Here is an 18,017-nt window from a genome sequence, read left to right as displayed (position 1 = left end):
AATGGGAATCACACGTAAAAAGATTTCAGTAATCGGTGGAGGTTTTACTGGTGCTACCACAGCACTAATGCTGGCTCAGAAGGAACTTGGAGATGTAGTTTTGGTAGATATACCTGATATGGAAGACCCAACAAAAGGGAAAGCTTTGGATATGCTTGAAGCAAGCCCGGTGCAAGGTTTTGATTCCAATATCATCGGTACTGCCAGCTATGAGGATACGAAGGAATCTGATCTGGTGATTATTACTGCCGGAATCGCTCGTAAGCCTGGTATGAGCCGGGACGACCTCGTAAGCACCAACTCAAAAATCATGAAGAGTGTTACGAAAGAAATCGTTAAGTACTCACCTGACTGCCTGATTGTTGTATTGACAAACCCGGTCGATGCAATGACTTACTCTGTATTTCAGGAAGCAGGCTTCCCTAAAAACCGCGTCATCGGTCAATCCGGTGTGCTTGATACGGCGCGATTCCGTACGTTTGTAGCACAAGAATTGAACTTGTCTGTTAAAGATATTACCGGATTTGTTCTAGGTGGTCATGGGGATGATATGGTTCCATTAATCCGCTACTCTTTCGCAGGTGGTATCCCACTTGAGAAGCTCATCTCAAAAGATCGCCTGGATGCAATTGTAGAGCGCACCCGTAAAGGTGGCGGTGAAATCGTCAACCTTCTTGGGAACGGAAGTGCCTATTATGCTCCAGCCGCATCATTAGTCCAAATGGCAGAAGCTATTTTGAAGGATCAACGTCGTGTCATACCATCCATTGCCTACCTGGAAGGCGAGTATGGCTATGATGGCATTTACCTGGGTGTACCAACCATTCTAGGTGGAAATGGTATCGAAGAAATAATCGAACTTGAGTTGACAGATGAAGAAAAAGAGCAATTAGATAAGTCTGCAGAGTCTGTTAAAAAGGTTCTTACCATTTTACAATAAAGGTGATTGAATAATGGGGATTCGGGGTGTACCTCGAATCCCTTTTATTACAATGAAAGAAAGCGTTTACATTAAAGGGGGCGATGTAATGATAGGTAGAAAACGCAAACTTGGCAAAAAAATTAATGAATTGAAGGTTGGCGACCATTATACAACGGAAAAAACGATAGAAGATCGGGACTTGTTAATGTATTTAGGACTGTCTGATGATGCAAACCCGCTTTATATCCAGCACGATTATGCATCGCAAACACCGTTCAAACGACCGGTAGCTCCGACGGTGATGCTGCAGGGAATGATTTCTTCTCTGATTTCCATGCAATTGCCAGGTCCAGGAAGTCACATTTTGCGGCAGGAGATGGATTTTCCCAAGCCTGTTTATCATTATGCAGATCTCTCTTTCCGATTAGAAGTTGTGGAAAAGGATACTGCCAAGCATTCTGTAACTTTATCAATCCTAGTGAAAGATTCGGATGATCATGAGGTGATTAAAGGAGTAGCAGTAGTTTCTCCTCCTTATGAACCGGAATCCATGACTGCCAAATCTTTAGAGAATTTTTATTGATATAGACAGATGATATAGTTGAAAATGTCAGGAACGCTGTTATAAAGCCTTCCTGACATTTTTAATGGATCGGAAGAATAGGATTAAAGCCATAGGGAAGACTTTTACGAAGCGAGAGTAGCAGCCACCTATCAATTTCACCTATGTTCAAACGCAGATGTTCATTGTATGATTAAGATAGTTTCTTCGAGAGGTGATTAAAATGGCAGAAAAGATATTAATTGTAGATGATGAAGAATCTATTGTGACATTGTTGAAGTACAATATTGACCAGGCGGGTTATGATACGGATGTAGCCTATGATGGTTCTGAAGCCTTACATAAAGCAGAAGAGAATGATTATGACTTGATTGTTTTGGACATTATGCTGCCAGAGTTGGATGGAATGGACGTGTGCAAACAACTCCGCATTAATAAGATGGATACCCCTATTCTTATGCTGACAGCCAAAGATGATGAATTCGACAAAGTCCTTGGACTGGAACTTGGAGCGGATGATTATTTGACGAAACCTTTTAGCCCACGGGAAGTGGTAGCAAGAATAAAAGCAATTTTAAGAAGGGCCAACCGTACGGTTCAGGAAGAGAAGAAAGATGTAATCGAGATAGCCAACCTGGTCATTTATCCGCAACAATACGAAGCTACTATCCACGGAAAGCAATTGATTTTTACACCGAAAGAGTTTGAATTACTATTATATCTTGCTAAGCATAAAGGAAAAGTCTTAGCACGAGATCAATTGTTGAGCGCTGTTTGGAATTATGATTTTGTGGGGGACACGAGAATCGTGGATGTTCATGTCAGCCACTTACGGGAGAAAATTGAACCGGATACTAAGAAACCGGTCTACATTAAAACCATACGTGGGTTAGGCTATAAAATGGAGGAGCCTAAATAAATGAGAGCGTATGCTCGACCATTAATCACTTATACGCTTCTTGCTTTCCTCATTATGCTTGGTTTAGGAGTTATATTAGCTCAGCTTACCCATAGTTATTTCGTCACTTTATTTGAGGAACGTATCCAGAATGAAAGTGATTATTATGCCGGGGCATTTGAACGCTATGTCGATAATGATCATTATGACATAGAAGGTCTGGAAAAATTCAGTCAGGAAATTAATTCTGCTTTTATTTTTATCGATGAAGATAAACAACTTCAAATTAATACAATGCCAATACTCCATAAGGAAAGCACGCATGAAAAAGAAGCTATCGAAACAGCGACTGCTATGCAAGAGGACGGAGCACCCGGACAGTTTGTAAGAAGTGATTATTATTACCCTGTAGCCATGGATACCAATGAAGTCAATGGAACACTGGTGGTCATTACCCCTGTCACATCGTTGGAAAATATCACAAAGAATATATGGCTGCTGATTTCATTTACCATGCTGCTTGGCTTAGTGATTATTGCCATTATCGGTTATAAGATATTTGAAAAATATATCAAACCGATCCGGTCAGCTGCTGATACGGCACACCAATTAGCAGAAGGCAATTATAAAGCAAGGACTTATGAAGGTTATTTTGGTGAAGCAAAAAAACTAAGCGAATCGATTAATATTCTCGCCCGTAACCTTCAGGAGATGACCATAGAACAAGATATGCAGGAAAATAGATTAGAAGCGGTTATCAATAACATGGGCAGTGGCGTATTAATGATTGATGAGAAAGGTTATATTCATCTGGTAAATCGTGCTTTCTTAAAAAGTTTTACAGGTAGCCCGAAAGAATACGTAGGGAGACTATATTATGATGCCATTCCTTATCCCTCGATCCATGAAGCGATTCAATCGGTGTTCATGTTAGAAAAGACAGTAAGAGAAACTTTTGTCTTACCGATCAATATCGACCGGAAACATATGGAGATTACGGGAGCTCCTATTTTTAATGAAAGTGGAAAGTGGAAGGGAGTAGTTTTAGTCTTCCATGATATTACAGAATTGAAGCGACTGGAGCAAATGAGGAAAGATTTTGTTGCTAATGTTTCTCATGAATTAAAAACACCGATAACTTCCATACGTGGATTCTCAGAAACTTTATTAGACGGGGCTATGAAGGATCCTGCCCTAGTCGATCAATTCCTTAATATTATTTATAAAGAAAGTACCAGGCTGCAAACCTTGATAAAGGATCTGCTAGAGCTGTCAAAACTTGAAAAAGCTGAATTTAATTTGAACCTGGAAAATATCAGGCTGGACCAATTATTGCAAGATCTACTTACCATCATAGAACCGAGTGCGGAGAAGAAAACGATTCGTATCCGAAAAGATATGGATCCTGACTCTTTGATAGAAGGTGATTCGGCAAGGTTAAAACAGCTTTTCCTCAATTTGCTGACGAATGCGGTAAGTTATAGCTCTCAAAATGGGGAAATCACGCTTATCCTTCGCCAACTGGAAGATAAGGTGCACGTATCGATAACAGATACTGGGATCGGTATCCCTAAAGAAGAAATACCGAGGATCTTTGAGCGGTTTTACCGGGTAGACAAAGCACGCAGCAGAAACTCTGGAGGAACCGGCCTCGGCCTGGCAATCGCAAAGCACATCCTGGAAGTTCACGAAGGGAAAATTGAGGTGGATAGTGAGCCTGGGAAAGGTACTACCTTCCATGTTACCTTGCCTAAACGTTTACACTAAATTAACAATTGCTTAATTTTTCCTTTAAATAGTTTTGCTATGCTTTAATTACCCCTTCATCCAGGGTGTTTCTCTTTCTAAGCAGCCATTAACGGCTGCTTTTTTTATTGACTTTTAGAAATATGAAGGTAGCAAAATGGCTCTATCCGAGGGGGGCTTTTTTCTTCTATCATTCAATCATGATAGAATAGATACGGCAGTAATTTTACTTAGAAAACTAATGACAGAGAAAAGAGCCATACAACCCCCCAGGTCTGTGACCCGGTATAAAGTTTTGAAGGAGTGGAATCATGGCAGATAAGTTAGTATTGATTGATGGCAACAGCATTGCTTACCGTGCATTTTTTGCCTTGCCATTATTGAATAATGATAAGGGAATTTATACGAATGCAGTATATGGTTTTACTACCATGCTTCTCAGGATTTTAGAAGAAGATAAACCCGATCACATTCTCGTGGCATTCGATGCAGGTAAGACCACGTTCCGTCACAAAACATATGAAGATTACAAAGGCGGCAGACAAAAGACCCCACCTGAACTTTCAGAACAATTTCCTGTACTGAAGGAATTGTTGGATGCATTCAGCATCCCGCATTATCAACTGGAGCAATATGAAGCGGATGACATCATCGGCACGTTATCACAAAGTGCAGAGAAAAAAGGCTGGGACGTCAATGTAATTTCAGGGGATAAAGACCTTCTCCAGCTGGTTTCTGATCATATCGATGTCACTCTAACGAGAAAAGGAATTTCAAACGTGGAAAAATATGATCCGGCTTTCCTTGCAGATAAAATGGGAATTCGTCCGGATCAGGTTATCGATTTGAAAGCATTGATGGGAGATAATTCCGATAACATTCCAGGGGTGCCTGGGGTTGGAGAAAAAACCGCCGTTAAATTGTTGAAGCAATTCGATACATTGGAGAACCTCTATGAGAATATTACGGAAGTGAAAGGTAAGCTGAAGGAAAAATTGGAAAATCATAAAGATGATGCCTTTATGAGTAAACAGCTGGTCACGATTAAAAGAGACTCACCAGTCACAATCGGCTTGGAAGATTTGACATATGAAGGGTATAGTAATCGCGGCGTAAGCAATATTTTTAAAGACCTGGGATTTCAATCGCTGTTAGGACGAGTGGATGGTTCCGATCAGCAAGCGGAAGAGGCAGCAGAAGAGCTTCCTGAAATAGAAGTGGAACACGTAACAGAATTAACTGATGAAGTGTTTACTGGTACGGAAGCAATATATGTAGAGATGTTGCACGAAAATTATCACCATGCTGAAATCGAAGGTATTACCATTGTCAATAAAGATAAGAAGTATTTTATCCCGGTAGATGCGGCTGCCGAGTCCGATGTATTCTGTGAGTGGGCCAAAAATGCTCGGAAGCGAAAATGGGTATTTGATGCAAAAAGAACGGTAGTTGCATTGTTGCGTAAAGGCATTCATTTAAAAGGGGTAGAATTTGATCTCCTGCTTGCTTCCTATTTGATTAACCCATCGGAAAACAACCATGATATCCCATCTATTGCCCATCGAATGGGAGAAACTTCGGTTCAATATGATGAAGAGGTCTATGGAAGAGGAGCTAAAATCAAACGTCCTGACGTCGAGAAATTAGCTGAGCATATGGCTAGAAAAGCTACCTTGCTTTATAAACTGAAAGACAAAGTTGAAGAACAATTAAAAGCTAACCATCAGTTAGAATTATATCATGATCTGGAAATGCCTCTCGCCTTGATTCTTGGTGAAATGGAACACCGCGGTGTCCAGGTGGATGTGGAGCGCTTGAAAGATATGGGGGAGGAGCTGCGCTCCCGCCTGAAAGAAATCGAAGAGCAGGTTTATGAATTGGCAGGTGAAACATTCAACTTGAATTCACCAAAGCAGCTCGGCCCGATATTATTTGAGAAATTAGGATTACCAGTTATCAAAAAAACAAAGACAGGCTATTCCACCTCTGCGGATGTGTTAGAACAGTTAGAAGATAAGCATGAGATTATCCCTAAACTATTGATCTACAGGCAGTTGGGAAAATTGCAGTCGACATACATTGAAGGTCTTTTAAAAGTTGTCGATAACGATACACATAAAATCCATACTCGCTTTAATCAGGCCCTGACACAGACGGGGAGGCTGAGTTCGACGGATCCAAATTTGCAAAATATACCGATACGTTTGGAGGAAGGACGGAAGATACGTCAGGCATTCATTCCTTCTAAACCAGGCTGGGTGATGTTTGCAAGTGACTATTCTCAAATTGAACTTCGAGTGCTTGCTCATATTGCCCAAGACGAGAAACTGATTGCTGCTTTTAAAGAAGGACGGGATATTCATACCCAGACAGCGATGGAAGTATTCAAAGTAGAAGCAGAGGCGGTAACCGGTGAAATGCGTAGGCATGCGAAAGCTGTAAACTTTGGGATTGTATATGGAATCAGCGAATATGGTCTATCCCAAAGTCTTAGTATTACACGGAAAGAAGCTAAGGAATTCATTGACCGCTATTTAGAAAGTTATCCAGGGGTCAAAGTCTATATGGAAGAAACCGTACGTGATGCCAAGCAAACTGGTTTTGTCACTACATTTATGAATAGAAAAAGATTTTTACCGGACTTAACAAGCCGGAACTTTAATCGCCGGAATGCAGCAGAACGAACAGCCATGAACACACCTATTCAGGGAAGTGCAGCTGATATCATTAAAAAAGCGATGATCGACTTGCATCATCGTCTTGATGAGGAGAAGCTGGAAGCTAACCTGCTATTACAAGTCCATGACGAACTAATTCTGGAAGCTCCGGAAGAAGAAATTGAACAGCTGAAGAAGATAGTACCAGATGTGATGGAAAACACCGTAGAGTTAGACGTACCACTGAAAGTCGATTCATCGTACGGTCCGACCTGGTACGACGCAAAATAATAAAGGGGAAGTAGAGTATGCCAGAATTACCTGAGGTAGAAACTGTGAGGCAGACCTTGCGCAAATTAATACTAAATAAAAAAATCACGGATGTAACGGTATTATGGGAGAATATCGTCAAACTTCCATTAGAAACAGAAGCTTTCAGGCAGGAATTAAAGGGTCAGACAGTTAGAGAAATCAATCGTAAAGGTAAATTTTTAATTGTCGAATTTGATGACATCGCCATGGTCTCTCACCTTCGAATGGAAGGGAAATATGGTGTTTATCCTGCAGCAGAACCAAGAAAGAAACATACGCATGTCATCTTTCAATTAGATGACGGTACGGAGCTTCGTTATAACGATGTCCGTAAATTCGGGACCATGCATCTATTTAAAAAAGGGGAAGAACGACATCAGAAACCGCTCGCTCTGCTCGGCCCGGATCCATTCGATTCCTCTTTTACCCTGGATTATTTTTATAATAGATTACAAAAGACACAACGTTCTATCAAAGCAGTATTGTTAGATCAAAGTATTGTAGCAGGACTGGGAAATATTTATGTCGATGAAACCTTATTCCGGTCTGGAATCCATCCGGAGCGTAAAGCGAATACCCTCACTTCCGGGGAAGTGGATAAGGTCAGGATAGCTGCAATAGAAACGCTTCAGGAAGCGGTTGAACAGGGAGGTACCACCATTCGCTCCTATGTCAACAGTCAGGGACAGATCGGTATGTTCCAGCAACGGCTGTTTGTTTATGGAAAAGTAGAGGAACCCTGCCAGCAGTGTGGAGCTCCGATTGAAAAAATCAGAGTCAGTAACCGTGGTACTCATTTCTGTCGTAATTGTCAACAGTAACACACTGTGAATAGATTCCCATATACTATCTCATATTCCGATTGCAGAAGGAGATCGTATAATGGGAGTCTATGCAACCTTGATTTTACTTGTCATGGCTGTCAGTCTGGACAGCCTGGGACTAGGAGTCGTTTATGGACTGAAAAAAATAAGGCTTTCCTTCCTGCCGATGATGATGATTGCCGGATTATCAGCCCTGATATTTTATGTAGCTATTACGGCAGGCAATTTGTTGAATGATTTCCTTCCTGAACATGCAGGGGAAAATTTGGGGGCCTTTATACTGATTGGGCTTGGTGCTTGGTTTTTGATTCAATCACTCATGCCTTCCAAAAAATCAGAAGAAGAAAAAGATCCTTCAACCTGGTCTTCTCCTTCTGATATATTAAAAGACCCGGAGCTTGCTGATATGGATAATTCGGGTTCCATCAAAGGCTGGGAAGCAGTCCTGCTGGCTATGGCTTTATCATTAGACACACTGGGAGCGGGGATAAGTGCAGCATTCATGAAGCTCCCCTCACTTATTACCGCTTTATCTATTGGGTTTATGACCAGCTTTTTATTATATACTGGGCTTAAGCTCGGGCACCGCTTTAGCAAATGTGAATGGGTGGATAAGGCAGTGGTCGTACCCGGAATCATGTTAATACTTCTGGGTATGTTCAAGTTAGTTTAAGGAGGGATTCTGTGACACTTGTTATTGGGCTTACAGGCAGTATAGCCAGTGGAAAAAGTACCGTTTCATTAATGTTTGATGACTATAATATACCCGTAATTGATGCAGATAAATTATCCAGGGAAGTTGTAAAGCCTGGGGAAAAAGCCTATCAGGAAATCGTCACGGAATTTGGCGAAACTATTTTAAGAGAAGATGGTGCAATCGATCGCAAAAAATTAGGATCGATCGTCTTTCAGGATGAAGAGAAAAGAAAGGTATTGAACGATATTGTCCACCCGGCTGTCCGCCAACGTATGATCGAGCAGCGTGACTATTATTGTAAGCAGGATATCCCTGCTGTAGTATTGGATATCCCTTTACTTTTTGAAAGTAAGTTAACTCATTTTGTTGACAAAACAATAGTGGTTTATGTAGATGAAGGTGTGCAGCTCAATCGATTAGTGGAAAGGGATGATTCCAGTAGAGAAGAGGCTTTGCAAAGAATAAAAGCCCAGCTTCCAGTTAAAGAAAAAGCAGAAATGGCAAATGAGGTCATTGATAATAACGGAAGCATACAAGAATCATACCAGCAATTAAATGCCATTCTTAAAAAGTGGAAGGTTATCGGATGATTAAATAGGTATTTTTTAGGGAACGACGCTATTAAGCGTCGTTTTTTTAAAGAAAATATGAACTTTATTGACCATGAACGCTTACAATGTGTTATACTATTTGTGAAAATTAACCGTTAAAAGTATATCATATATAGGAGGCTCTTATTATGAATAAAACTCGCATCGCTATTAATGGTCTAGGCAGAATTGGACGTATGGTACTACGCAGAGCAATAATGGAAGACACTCTCGATGTAGTGGCCATCAATGCGAGCTATCCTGCTGAAACACTTGCTCACATGATCAAATATGATAGTGTACACGGACGTTTTAGCAAAGAAGTGAAAGCGCTTAATGATGGCTTGGAAATAGATGGGAAAGAAATAAAGTTATGCTCCACACGTGATCCTCGGGAGCTGCCATGGAAACATCTTGATATTGATGTAGTAGTTGAAGCCACCGGAAAATTTAAAACAAAAGAAGATGCTGGTCTGCATCTGGAAGCCGGTGCTAAAAAGGTAGTGATAACTGCTCCGGGCAAACAGGTAGACGCCACGATTGTTATGGGCGTAAATGAGGAAGAATATGACACAGCAAAACATGACGTGATTTCTAATGCATCCTGTACAACCAATTGTCTTGCTCCTGTGGTAAAGGTGCTCGATGATGAGTTTGGTATTGAAAATGGATTAATGACTACCGTGCACGCATTTACGGGAGATCAGAAAAATGTTGATAACCCTCATAAAGATTTACGCAGGGCTCGAGGCTGTACGCAATCGATTATTCCTACCTCTACAGGGGCAGCGAAAGCATTGGGGGAAGTACTCCCCCATATGAATGGTAAGCTGCATGGTATGGCCTTGCGTGTACCGACACCTAACGTGTCACTTGTTGATTTGGTAGTCGATTTGAAACAGGATGTTACCGCAGAACAAATTAATGAAACATTTAAGCAGGCGGCAGATCATGGCTTGAAAGGCATCCTGCAATATAGCGATGAACCACTGGTTTCCATTGATTACACGACGTCAGAGTTCTCTTCTATCATTGATGGCCTGTCAACAATGGTCATGAGTGATAGAAAAGTGAAAGTATTGGCATGGTACGACAATGAATGGGGCTATTCCTGCCGCGTCGTCGACCTTGCAAAGCACGTTGGCAGCAAGCTGATGCAAAAGAAAGAAGCACATGTTTCTTAATAACGGTACTATCCCCTATTAAGATTAAAAAGAAATATTTCCACGGTTTATCTCTGATGTTAAATAATTAACTTGCAAAACAGGGGTAAACCATATATAATTTCTTTGAACTTCTGAATTCTTGCAATCAGATGGCTACTCAAAGGGTTAGGACCTCTCTGGACTAACTTTCCCCCGTGGTAGTTATTTCCGTAGTATTCGGGAGTCGATCTTTAACCGTTAAAAGGGGGATACCATATTATGGATACAATGGGAAGACATGTTATTGCGGAATTATGGAACTGCAATATGGATAAATTGAACGACATCAACTATATTGAAAAAGTTTTCGTAGATGCTGCACTTAGAGCCGGAGCTGAAGTGAGAGAGGTAGCTTTTCACAAGTTTGCGCCACATGGAGTCAGCGGTGTGGTCATCATTTCTGAATCGCACTTGACTATCCACAGCTTTCCTGAACATGGCTATGCTAGTATAGACGTATATACATGCGGAGATAGAATAGACCCGAATGTTGCGGCTGATTATATTTCAGAAGCATTAGAAGCACAAACAAATGAAAGTGTAGAGGTCCCACGTGGTATGGGACCTGTAGAGGTACAACAGACAAAAGCTTTATAAAGGAAAATTGGAAAGCCACAAGACGCCTGCGTCTGTGGCTTTTTTGCTGTTGCAGAGAAACAAGGTCTTAAATAGTTGTTCCTATAACGATAAGCATATTTCTACATATTATCCGACATTTTTTGCTGTGTTCATTTATGCTTTACTAAAAAACATGTTAAAATAAAATAAGTATAAGAACGGAAGAGGGAAATCGAGAAGGAGATTCGCATGAAAAAGTTTATTTCAAAGTATTTAACAAGCCACTCAGAGACAAGGGAAAATCATGAGGACGAGGCGTTACAGACCCATTACTATAAGACGACCAAAGATAAAGCATTACAGGCTGTGCTGGAAGTTTTTGAGGGAGGAGAATACAATATCCTTTCTACTTCAGAGGAGCATGGAGAAGTCAGCGTCAATTACAAAGGAAAGAAGAAAGCCTTTATTGTAGCCAGTATCGTAATGGTCAAGCCGTTCCGGACAGCGGTAGATTTCTCTGTAAGTACCGAATCTGGCGGTCCTGTAGACTTTGGCTTTAGCAGGAACATGATTATCCAGTTGAATGAAAAGCTGAAAAAACGATTGCCTTATTTGGAAACCTCGATGGCCAATAAATTGAATCAATAGAATAAATGCTTGTTGTATAGCGGTGGAGATGATCGTAAGTGAGATGCCCAAATTGCCAATATAAAAATACCAAGGTGCTGGATTCACGACCAATTGAGGAAGGCAGAGCGATTCGCAGACGTAGAGAGTGCGAACAGTGTGGATTCAGGTTCACCACTTTTGAGCGGATTGAAGAAGTGCCTCTTATTGTCGTGAAAAAAGAAGGTACAAGAGAGGAATTCAGTCGTGAAAAGTTGATGCGAGGTCTGATTAAGGCTTGTGAAAAAAGACCCGTCGCTTTAGAAGAAATAGAGACAATTGCTTTAGAAGTGGAAAAGGAATTAAGAAATCAGGGTAATTCAGAAGTAATGAGTGAAGATATCGGAGAAATGGTGATGGAACGTTTGGCTAAAGTGGATGATGTCGCTTATGTACGTTTTGCATCCGTTTATCGTCAATTTAAAGATATTAATGTTTTTCTGGATGAATTAAAAGATTTAATTAAGCGGGAAGATTGATGTCCGGGAAGCGAAGCCGGGCTCTTTTTTCTTTTTATTTCGGTTATTGGGGGTGGGGATGATGAATCAATCGATTGGTAAACTATTGCCGGTAGACGGATATTCTGTGCAATTGAATGGGAGCGTACCAAGAGACTATGGGAGTGCATTGTCTCACTTATACCAGCCGATCATTGGTGTAGAAGCAGTCACGCTTTATCAGACACTGTTAAGTGAATATGATTTAGCAATAGAACCTGAAGTCCATTCGCATCATACATTGATGAATTATTTGGCGATGCCCCTTGACCGGATATATAATGCCCGTAGAAAATTAGAAGCTATTGGTTTGATGCAGACCTTGTCTACAGAGGAGGAGTCGCGCGCCTGCTATATTTATAATTTACAGCCTCCATTTTCACCGGAACAATTCTTTTATGATGATATGCTCTCTTTATTACTTAATCATGAATTGGGAGCAGATAAGTACAACAAGCTGCGGAACCGTTTTATGAGAGTGAAATATCCACTAACAGACTGTGAAAATATCACGGCGTCGTTCGATGAAATATTTCATGGCTACCAGACATCAGGACCGGCATTTACTGCAAGAATGCCACAAAAAGATTCGACCCTGGTTACGTTGCAGCAAGCAAACGGTCCTCTTTTGCAGGATGACCGCATCGATTTCAACTGGATTTATCAATCACTAAAAGAAAAAATGTATCCTGCTGAAAAAATTTTGAATGTCCGTTATAAACGAATCATGATGCAGCTTGCTTCGTTATATGATTTATCTTCCCAGGATTTAGAAAAAGCGATAGGATGGGCTTTGAATGAAGAGAATCAACTGAACGTGGCCGAGTTGAAAGAGGCTTGCCATGATCTTTCTCCGAAAAAAGGGAAAGTCACTTCCATGAAAACAATAGAAACCAGGGATAAATGGACAGATACACAAGCAGACGATATAAAGACTTCAAAAGAAGAACAATTCATCTCGATGCTGGAAAGAAAATCACCAAAAGAACTTCTGGAGGACTTGTCCACTGGTAATGAAGCTTCTGCGCAAGATTTGAAGCTGATTCGTGATGTGATGACGGAACAGGGGTTATCACCAGGTGTCATGAATGTTCTAGTACATTATGTCCTATTGAAAACGGATATGAAATTATCTAAAGCTTATTTAGAGAAAATTGCCAGCCATTGGGCAAGAAAAAATGTTACTACTGTGCGTCAGGCAATGACCATGGCAAAAGCTGAACATCAAAAGTATCAGCAATGGGGAAAAAATAATAAAAGCAGAGGGAAGAAACAAACGAAAGAGATTATACCGGATTGGTTCAAAGAAAACCAAAATGATGGCAAGCGGCAAGAAGAGAAAAAGAGCAGTAGCAAAGTTAATAAAGAAGAAATTGCTGCTCGAATCAAACGGATAACGAATAATGGAAATTGAAAAACAGGGTGTGATGGAAAATGGAACCGATACAATCCTCTCTTAAAAGGTGGATGCGTGAAAATAAAAACTTCCGAGGGCATTTTACTAAGATTAAACAAGAACTGTTGGCATCTCCAAATGTTCAATCCTTACTTCGTAAATACCCCGAATTGGATGAGCAAGCATTGGAAAAGCAGCTGATGAAGCTTTATGAATACGAGAGCCAATCTAAAAAATGTGAGCAGTGCCCTTCTTTAGAGGGTTGTATCAATATTCTTCCTGGTTACACCCCACACCTTACGGTAGAGGGAAAGCAGCTTCACCTTTCCTATGATAAATGCCCGAGGAAAGTAAAACAGGAACAGCAGCAGAAACAGGAATCCTTAGTGAAAAGTCTTTATATGCCAAAAGAAATTCTGGAAGCCAGTTTAGATCGTATTGATTTGTCAGACGATGATCGAGCAGATGCTATTGCCCGCATGATTAGTTATATTGAAGGAATAAATGACGAACTACCGAAGAAAGGGTTGTATTTTCATGGCCCATTCGGTGTAGGGAAAACGTATTTCTTAGGTGCAGTAGCCAATCGTTTAAGTGAAAAGAATATTCCTTCGATGATTATCTATATGCCGGAGTTTGTGAGAGAAATGAAATCCTCGATAAAAGATGATACGTTGAACGAAAAAATCCAGGCTTTTAAAACAGTCCCTGTACTGATGCTGGATGATATAGGGGCAGAATCTCAATCGGCCTGGTTCAGGGATGAAATCCTCGGTTCCATTCTTCAGTACAGGATGATGGAGCGGCTCCCTGTATTTTTCAGTTCCAATTACAATATGAAGGAACTTCAGGAAGTTTTTACGACTTCGAATCGCGGTGATGTAGAACGTGTCAAAGCGTCACGAATCATTGAACGGATTAAACAGGTCAGTGAAGTTATACCGTTATATGGCGAAAATCGCAGATATTAAATAACTTTTCCGCTATGCCCATACAGTTATCGAACTGTATGGGCATTTTTTCATCCCCTTGTCCATATAGATAGAATAGATTGATTGTTGTTAGGGGGAACGGGGCTGATATGATACGTTTCTTTTTCATTTCAAGGCAAGAGACGATAACATTTTGTGATGCAATTATGCGGGAAGGTGCAAAGTTCGAAGTCCAATGGAAGGGGGATGATAAAGGCGGAAATCAAGTCTCTCTCTTTGGAAGTGATTGGGGAGAGAAGGAAAGAGATATATTAGTTAATATATTATTAGAAGTGGTTTTCAAATACCGCCTCCCATTATGGCAAAAACAACTAATCATGAAAAAATTCTATTATCAGGATGAAGAAGAGATCAACCGGATTATTGAGATATGTGAGTGGCTGAATGATAGTGAACAACGTAAAAAGCTAGGAGTTAACTTGCCATCGTTGGAGGAGAGTATCAAGTCTTTTATCAGGAAAAGAATACAATTAAAAAGTGTGGTAAATTTTAATGAAATTATGCCATTTTGTTTTCAGCATGCACGGTCACTATTGTTGAATTATATTGGTGCGGCACTCGATGAATTTAAGCGGGAAGAGGAGTATTTATTGTGGGTAGATTCTTTACGTCATTATATGAAAGATAAGCACTCAAAAGTGGAAGAACTGCATCTCCTTCAGCGACAACAAATTCATTTTTATAGGAAAGACGGTAGTCTTTTATCTAAAATGGAGATTAAGTCATTGCTTAAAAAAGAACCGATACGTATATTTTCAGGTGAAAATGACGATTATAGTATCATGGCTGCATTGGTTTATGCACCTAAGAAAATTTACCTTTACGGAGATCCTTCTGAGCCGAAGATTCAAACAATCATTAATATCTTCCAGGAAAAAGCGGTTTGTAAGCCGGTTCAGGCTTTTCCTTTTCATCACCCGTCCCATGCCCATTAAAAATGGGCTTGATTTCTCTTGGCACTATCGCTATAATACGTACATATCCTATAACATCAAGGTAACGACGAGGACACGGACGAAAGTCATCGATGCGAAAGAGAGGGAAGCCGCCGGCTGAAAGCTTCCTGCATACGAGCTTATGTTCACCACCTCTGAACCCTTTCTGTGAACAGTGCAGTAGCAGAAAGCGTATGGTCTGCGTTAAAGATGTCAATGAGCCGCATAAATTTTGCGGGAATTAGGGTGGAACCGCGAGTCAACGCTCGTCCCTTTGCCAATTGGGCAGAGGGATGGGCGTTTTTTATTTATACAAAAAGAGATAGGAGTGAAAGGTCATGTCTGAACAAATTCAAATCACTTTCCCGGACGGCAATGTCAAAGGTTTTTCTAAAGGAACGACAGGGGAAGAGATAGCAGGAGATATTTCGCCCGGCCTGAAGAAACAAGCACTTGCCATTAAGCTTAATGGGGAGATGTATGATTTACGCCGGCCAATTGAACAGGATGGAGCTGTCGAAATCATCACATTTAAAAACCCAGAAGGGCTGGAGGTTCTTCGGCACTCTACAGCCCATCTCATGGCCCAGGCCTTAAAGCGGCTATACGGGAATGTAAAACTGGGGGTCGGTCCTGTTATTGAAAGTGGCTTTTACTATGATATCGATATGGAAGAATCCTTGACGCCGGAAGACCTTCCTGAAATCGAAAAGGAAATGAAAAAGATTGTCGATGAAAACCTGGAAATCGAACGATTAGAAGTGAGCCGGGAAAAAGCGAAAGAAATGTATCGGGAAATCGGTGATGATCTTAAGATTGAACTGATCGACGATATCCCTGAAGATCAGTCGATAACTATTTATAAACAAGGTGAGTTTTTCGATTTATGCCGTGGTGTACACGTACCGAAGACAAGTAAAATTAAGATTTTTAAACTGCTCAGCATTTCAGGGGCATACTGGCGTGGTGACAGCAACAATAAAATGCTGCAACGCATCTATGGTACGGCATTTGAAAAACAAGGGCAGCTTGATGAGTACCTTCGCCTTCTTCAGGAAGCGAAGGAACGGGACCACCGTAAACTCGGTAAGGAGCTGGAGATTTTTACTGTCAATCAAAAAGTTGGCCAGGGGCTGCCACTTTGGCTTCCTAAAGGAGCGACCATTCGTCGTACAATTGAGCGCTATATTGTTGATTTAGAGGAACGCCTCGGTTATGACCATGTCTATACTCCGGTATTAGGCAGTGTCGATTTATATAAAACAAGCGGTCACTGGGATCATTATAAGGATGATATGTTTCCGGTCATGGAGATGGATAACGAAGACCTGGTTCTTCGCCCGATGAACTGTCCGCATCATATGATGGTATATAAAAATCAATTGCACAGCTATCGTAACCTGCCTGTTCGAATCGCAGAATTAGGAACTATGCACCGCCATGAAATGTCCGGAGCGTTGGCTGGTCTACAAAGGGTTCGTGCAATGACATTAAATGATGCTCATATCTTCAGTCGCCCAGACCAGTTGAAAGACGAATTCATACGGGTTGTCCGACTCGTTCAGGCCGTTTATGAAGACTTTGGTATCAATGATTACTATTTCCGTTTGTCTTACCGTGATCCGGAAGATAAAGAGAAATATGTTGACAATGATGAGATGTGGAACAAAGCTCAGGCCATGTTAAAAGAGACAATGGAAGATCTTGGAGTGGAATATGTAGAAGCAGAAGGTGAAGCAGCATTCTATGGCCCGAAACTTGATGTCCAGGTCAAAACAGCGCTTGGAAAAGATGAAACACTCTCCACTGTTCAGTTGGACTTTCACCTGCCGGAGCGTTTTGATCTGACTTATGTAGGTGAAGATGGTAAAGATCACCGCCCTGTTGTTATCCACCGTGGTGTCGTATCGACCATGGAACGTTTTGTCGCATTTTTGATTGAAGAATATAAGGGCGCCTTCCCTACTTGGCTTGCTCCTGTGCAGGCAAAAATCATTCCAGTATCCGCAGATGCTCACTTGGATCATGCTAAGAAGCTGGAAGATGAGCTGCGAGAATCGGGTATTCGGGTCGAAGTGGACGAACGTGACGAAAAAATCGGATATAAAATCCGGGAAGCTCAAATTCAAAAAGTACCATTCGCGCTTGTTATCGGAGATAAAGAAATCGAACACAATTCCGTTAATGTCCGTCGTTATGGAGAAAAGAATTCTGAGACTAAGCCATTGGATATATTCAAGTCAGAAATCACAAACGAAATCGACCAGAAAATCCTGACTAAAAAGTAATCGGTTAACACAATCAAAACGGGTGCGGGTATGGAACGTAAAATATTTTCATGCCCGTACTTTTTTATTATGTTGTTGATTTTTGGAATGGTTTTCGATATTCTTATATAGTCAGTCTGATGGTTGATTGGTGAATGTTTGACATGTTCACCATACCGTGATATTATGTTTTAGGTGAACAACAGAAGAACGGATCTGAGACAAGTAGAAGCACCCGCTTCTCACCTGATCGACGCACCAAGCAGTTGGCAGGTCACTAATCCTTTTGAAGT

At 41.0% G+C, this 18,017-nt stretch carries 16 protein-coding genes and 2 other annotated features (1 of these 18 cut by a window edge); all 16 genes read left to right on the top strand.

Going from position 1 to position 18,017, the window contains the following annotated elements:
* Window position 1: 1 nt before the first annotated feature.
* The 16 genes from mdh to thrS all read left to right on the top strand — a co-directional run bounded on the left by mdh (window position 2) and on the right by thrS (window position 17,745).
* Window positions 2-940, top strand: coding sequence for a malate dehydrogenase (gene mdh / locus FHS45_RS14795; protein WP_062447242.1), 939 nt, complete (start codon window positions 2-4; stop codon window positions 938-940).
* A gap of 88 nt (window positions 941-1,028) precedes the next feature.
* Window positions 1,029-1,505: a MaoC/PaaZ C-terminal domain-containing protein gene (locus FHS45_RS14790; protein WP_062448070.1), complete on the top strand. Its 477-nt coding sequence runs from the start codon at window positions 1,029-1,031 to the stop codon at window positions 1,503-1,505.
* A 202-nt stretch (window positions 1,506-1,707) separates the two neighbouring features.
* Window positions 1,708-2,403 carry a response regulator transcription factor gene (locus FHS45_RS14785; RefSeq protein WP_062447240.1) on the top strand — a complete coding sequence of 232 codons (696 nt, stop codon included), beginning with the start codon at window positions 1,708-1,710 and terminating at the stop codon, window positions 2,401-2,403.
* Window positions 2,404-4,149: a two-component system histidine kinase PnpS gene (pnpS, locus tag FHS45_RS14780; RefSeq protein ID WP_062447237.1), complete on the top strand. Its 1,746-nt coding sequence runs from the start codon at window positions 2,404-2,406 to the stop codon at window positions 4,147-4,149.
* A gap of 290 nt (window positions 4,150-4,439) precedes the next feature.
* The gene (polA, locus tag FHS45_RS14775) at window positions 4,440-7,076 is read left to right on the top strand and encodes a DNA polymerase I (RefSeq protein ID WP_062447233.1); all 2,637 of its coding nucleotides are present in this window, start codon (window positions 4,440-4,442) and stop codon (window positions 7,074-7,076) included.
* 17 nt (window positions 7,077-7,093) lie between these two features.
* On the top strand, window positions 7,094-7,918 hold the full coding sequence (gene mutM / locus FHS45_RS14770) for a DNA-formamidopyrimidine glycosylase (RefSeq protein ID WP_062447230.1): 825 nt from the start codon (window positions 7,094-7,096) through the stop codon (window positions 7,916-7,918).
* A 61-nt stretch (window positions 7,919-7,979) separates the two neighbouring features.
* Window positions 7,980-8,594: a sporulation membrane protein YtaF gene (ytaF, locus tag FHS45_RS14765; RefSeq protein ID WP_062447227.1), complete on the top strand. Its 615-nt coding sequence runs from the start codon at window positions 7,980-7,982 to the stop codon at window positions 8,592-8,594.
* Window positions 8,595-8,605: 11 nt separating this feature from the next.
* The gene (gene coaE, locus FHS45_RS14760) at window positions 8,606-9,208 is read left to right on the top strand and encodes a dephospho-CoA kinase (protein WP_062447224.1); all 603 of its coding nucleotides are present in this window, start codon (window positions 8,606-8,608) and stop codon (window positions 9,206-9,208) included.
* Between the two features lie 149 nt (window positions 9,209-9,357).
* Window positions 9,358-10,392, top strand: a complete 1,035-nt coding sequence (locus tag FHS45_RS14755) for a glyceraldehyde-3-phosphate dehydrogenase (protein WP_062447220.1) — start codon at window positions 9,358-9,360, stop codon at window positions 10,390-10,392.
* 240 nt (window positions 10,393-10,632) lie between these two features.
* The gene (gene speD, locus FHS45_RS14750; protein WP_062447217.1) at window positions 10,633-11,010 is read left to right on the top strand and encodes an adenosylmethionine decarboxylase; all 378 of its coding nucleotides are present in this window, start codon (window positions 10,633-10,635) and stop codon (window positions 11,008-11,010) included.
* A 210-nt stretch (window positions 11,011-11,220) separates the two neighbouring features.
* Window positions 11,221-11,619 (top strand): hypothetical protein, encoded by a 399-nt coding sequence (locus FHS45_RS14745; RefSeq protein WP_062447213.1) that lies wholly within the window; start codon window positions 11,221-11,223, stop codon window positions 11,617-11,619.
* Window positions 11,620-11,657: 38 nt separating this feature from the next.
* A complete protein-coding gene (gene nrdR, locus FHS45_RS14740) occupies window positions 11,658-12,116 on the top strand; it encodes a transcriptional regulator NrdR (RefSeq protein ID WP_062447209.1) in 459 nt (152 codons plus the stop codon).
* Between the two features lie 61 nt (window positions 12,117-12,177).
* Window positions 12,178-13,548 (top strand): replication initiation and membrane attachment family protein, encoded by a 1,371-nt coding sequence (locus tag FHS45_RS14735; protein WP_062447205.1) that lies wholly within the window; start codon window positions 12,178-12,180, stop codon window positions 13,546-13,548.
* Window positions 13,549-13,568: 20 nt separating this feature from the next.
* A complete protein-coding gene (gene dnaI, locus FHS45_RS14730) occupies window positions 13,569-14,501 on the top strand; it encodes a primosomal protein DnaI (protein ID WP_062447201.1) in 933 nt (310 codons plus the stop codon).
* A 110-nt stretch (window positions 14,502-14,611) separates the two neighbouring features.
* Window positions 14,612-15,457, top strand: coding sequence for a sporulation protein YtxC (ytxC, locus tag FHS45_RS14725; RefSeq protein WP_062447198.1), 846 nt, complete (start codon window positions 14,612-14,614; stop codon window positions 15,455-15,457).
* A gap of 55 nt (window positions 15,458-15,512) precedes the next feature.
* Window positions 15,513-15,734, top strand: a binding site (T-box leader).
* 61 nt (window positions 15,735-15,795) lie between these two features.
* Window positions 15,796-17,745, top strand: coding sequence for a threonine--tRNA ligase (gene thrS / locus FHS45_RS14720; RefSeq protein WP_062447195.1), 1,950 nt, complete (start codon window positions 15,796-15,798; stop codon window positions 17,743-17,745).
* Window positions 17,746-17,941: 196 nt separating this feature from the next.
* Window positions 17,942-18,017 (top strand) — a sequence feature (ribosomal protein L20 leader region); it runs 52 nt beyond the window's last position.

The sequence above is a fragment of the Thalassobacillus devorans genome (genome assembly GCF_011761345.1).
Lineage (GTDB): Bacteria > Bacillota > Bacilli > Bacillales > Halobacillaceae > Thalassobacillus > Thalassobacillus devorans.
The sequence above is the reverse complement of the archived record's forward strand: the minus strand, read 5'-3'. Positions and strand labels throughout refer to the sequence as shown.

Coding starts and splice junctions, on each gene's coding strand:
- ytaF (WP_062447227.1), top strand. CDS start 7,980: ATGGGAGTCTATGCAACCTTGATTTTACTTGTCATGGCTGTCAGTCTG.
- mutM (WP_062447230.1), top strand. CDS start 7,094: ATGCCAGAATTACCTGAGGTAGAAACTGTGAGGCAGACCTTGCGCAAA.
- mdh (WP_062447242.1), top strand. CDS start 2: ATGGGAATCACACGTAAAAAGATTTCAGTAATCGGTGGAGGTTTTACT.
- FHS45_RS14790 (WP_062448070.1), top strand. CDS start 1,029: ATGATAGGTAGAAAACGCAAACTTGGCAAAAAAATTAATGAATTGAAG.
- thrS (WP_062447195.1), top strand. CDS start 15,796: ATGTCTGAACAAATTCAAATCACTTTCCCGGACGGCAATGTCAAAGGT.
- FHS45_RS14735 (WP_062447205.1), top strand. CDS start 12,178: ATGAATCAATCGATTGGTAAACTATTGCCGGTAGACGGATATTCTGTG.
- pnpS (WP_062447237.1), top strand. CDS start 2,404: ATGAGAGCGTATGCTCGACCATTAATCACTTATACGCTTCTTGCTTTC.
- FHS45_RS14755 (WP_062447220.1), top strand. CDS start 9,358: ATGAATAAAACTCGCATCGCTATTAATGGTCTAGGCAGAATTGGACGT.
- FHS45_RS14745 (WP_062447213.1), top strand. CDS start 11,221: ATGAAAAAGTTTATTTCAAAGTATTTAACAAGCCACTCAGAGACAAGG.
- FHS45_RS14785 (WP_062447240.1), top strand. CDS start 1,708: ATGGCAGAAAAGATATTAATTGTAGATGATGAAGAATCTATTGTGACA.
- dnaI (WP_062447201.1), top strand. CDS start 13,569: ATGGAACCGATACAATCCTCTCTTAAAAGGTGGATGCGTGAAAATAAA.
- speD (WP_062447217.1), top strand. CDS start 10,633: ATGGATACAATGGGAAGACATGTTATTGCGGAATTATGGAACTGCAAT.
- polA (WP_062447233.1), top strand. CDS start 4,440: ATGGCAGATAAGTTAGTATTGATTGATGGCAACAGCATTGCTTACCGT.
- ytxC (WP_062447198.1), top strand. CDS start 14,612: ATGATACGTTTCTTTTTCATTTCAAGGCAAGAGACGATAACATTTTGT.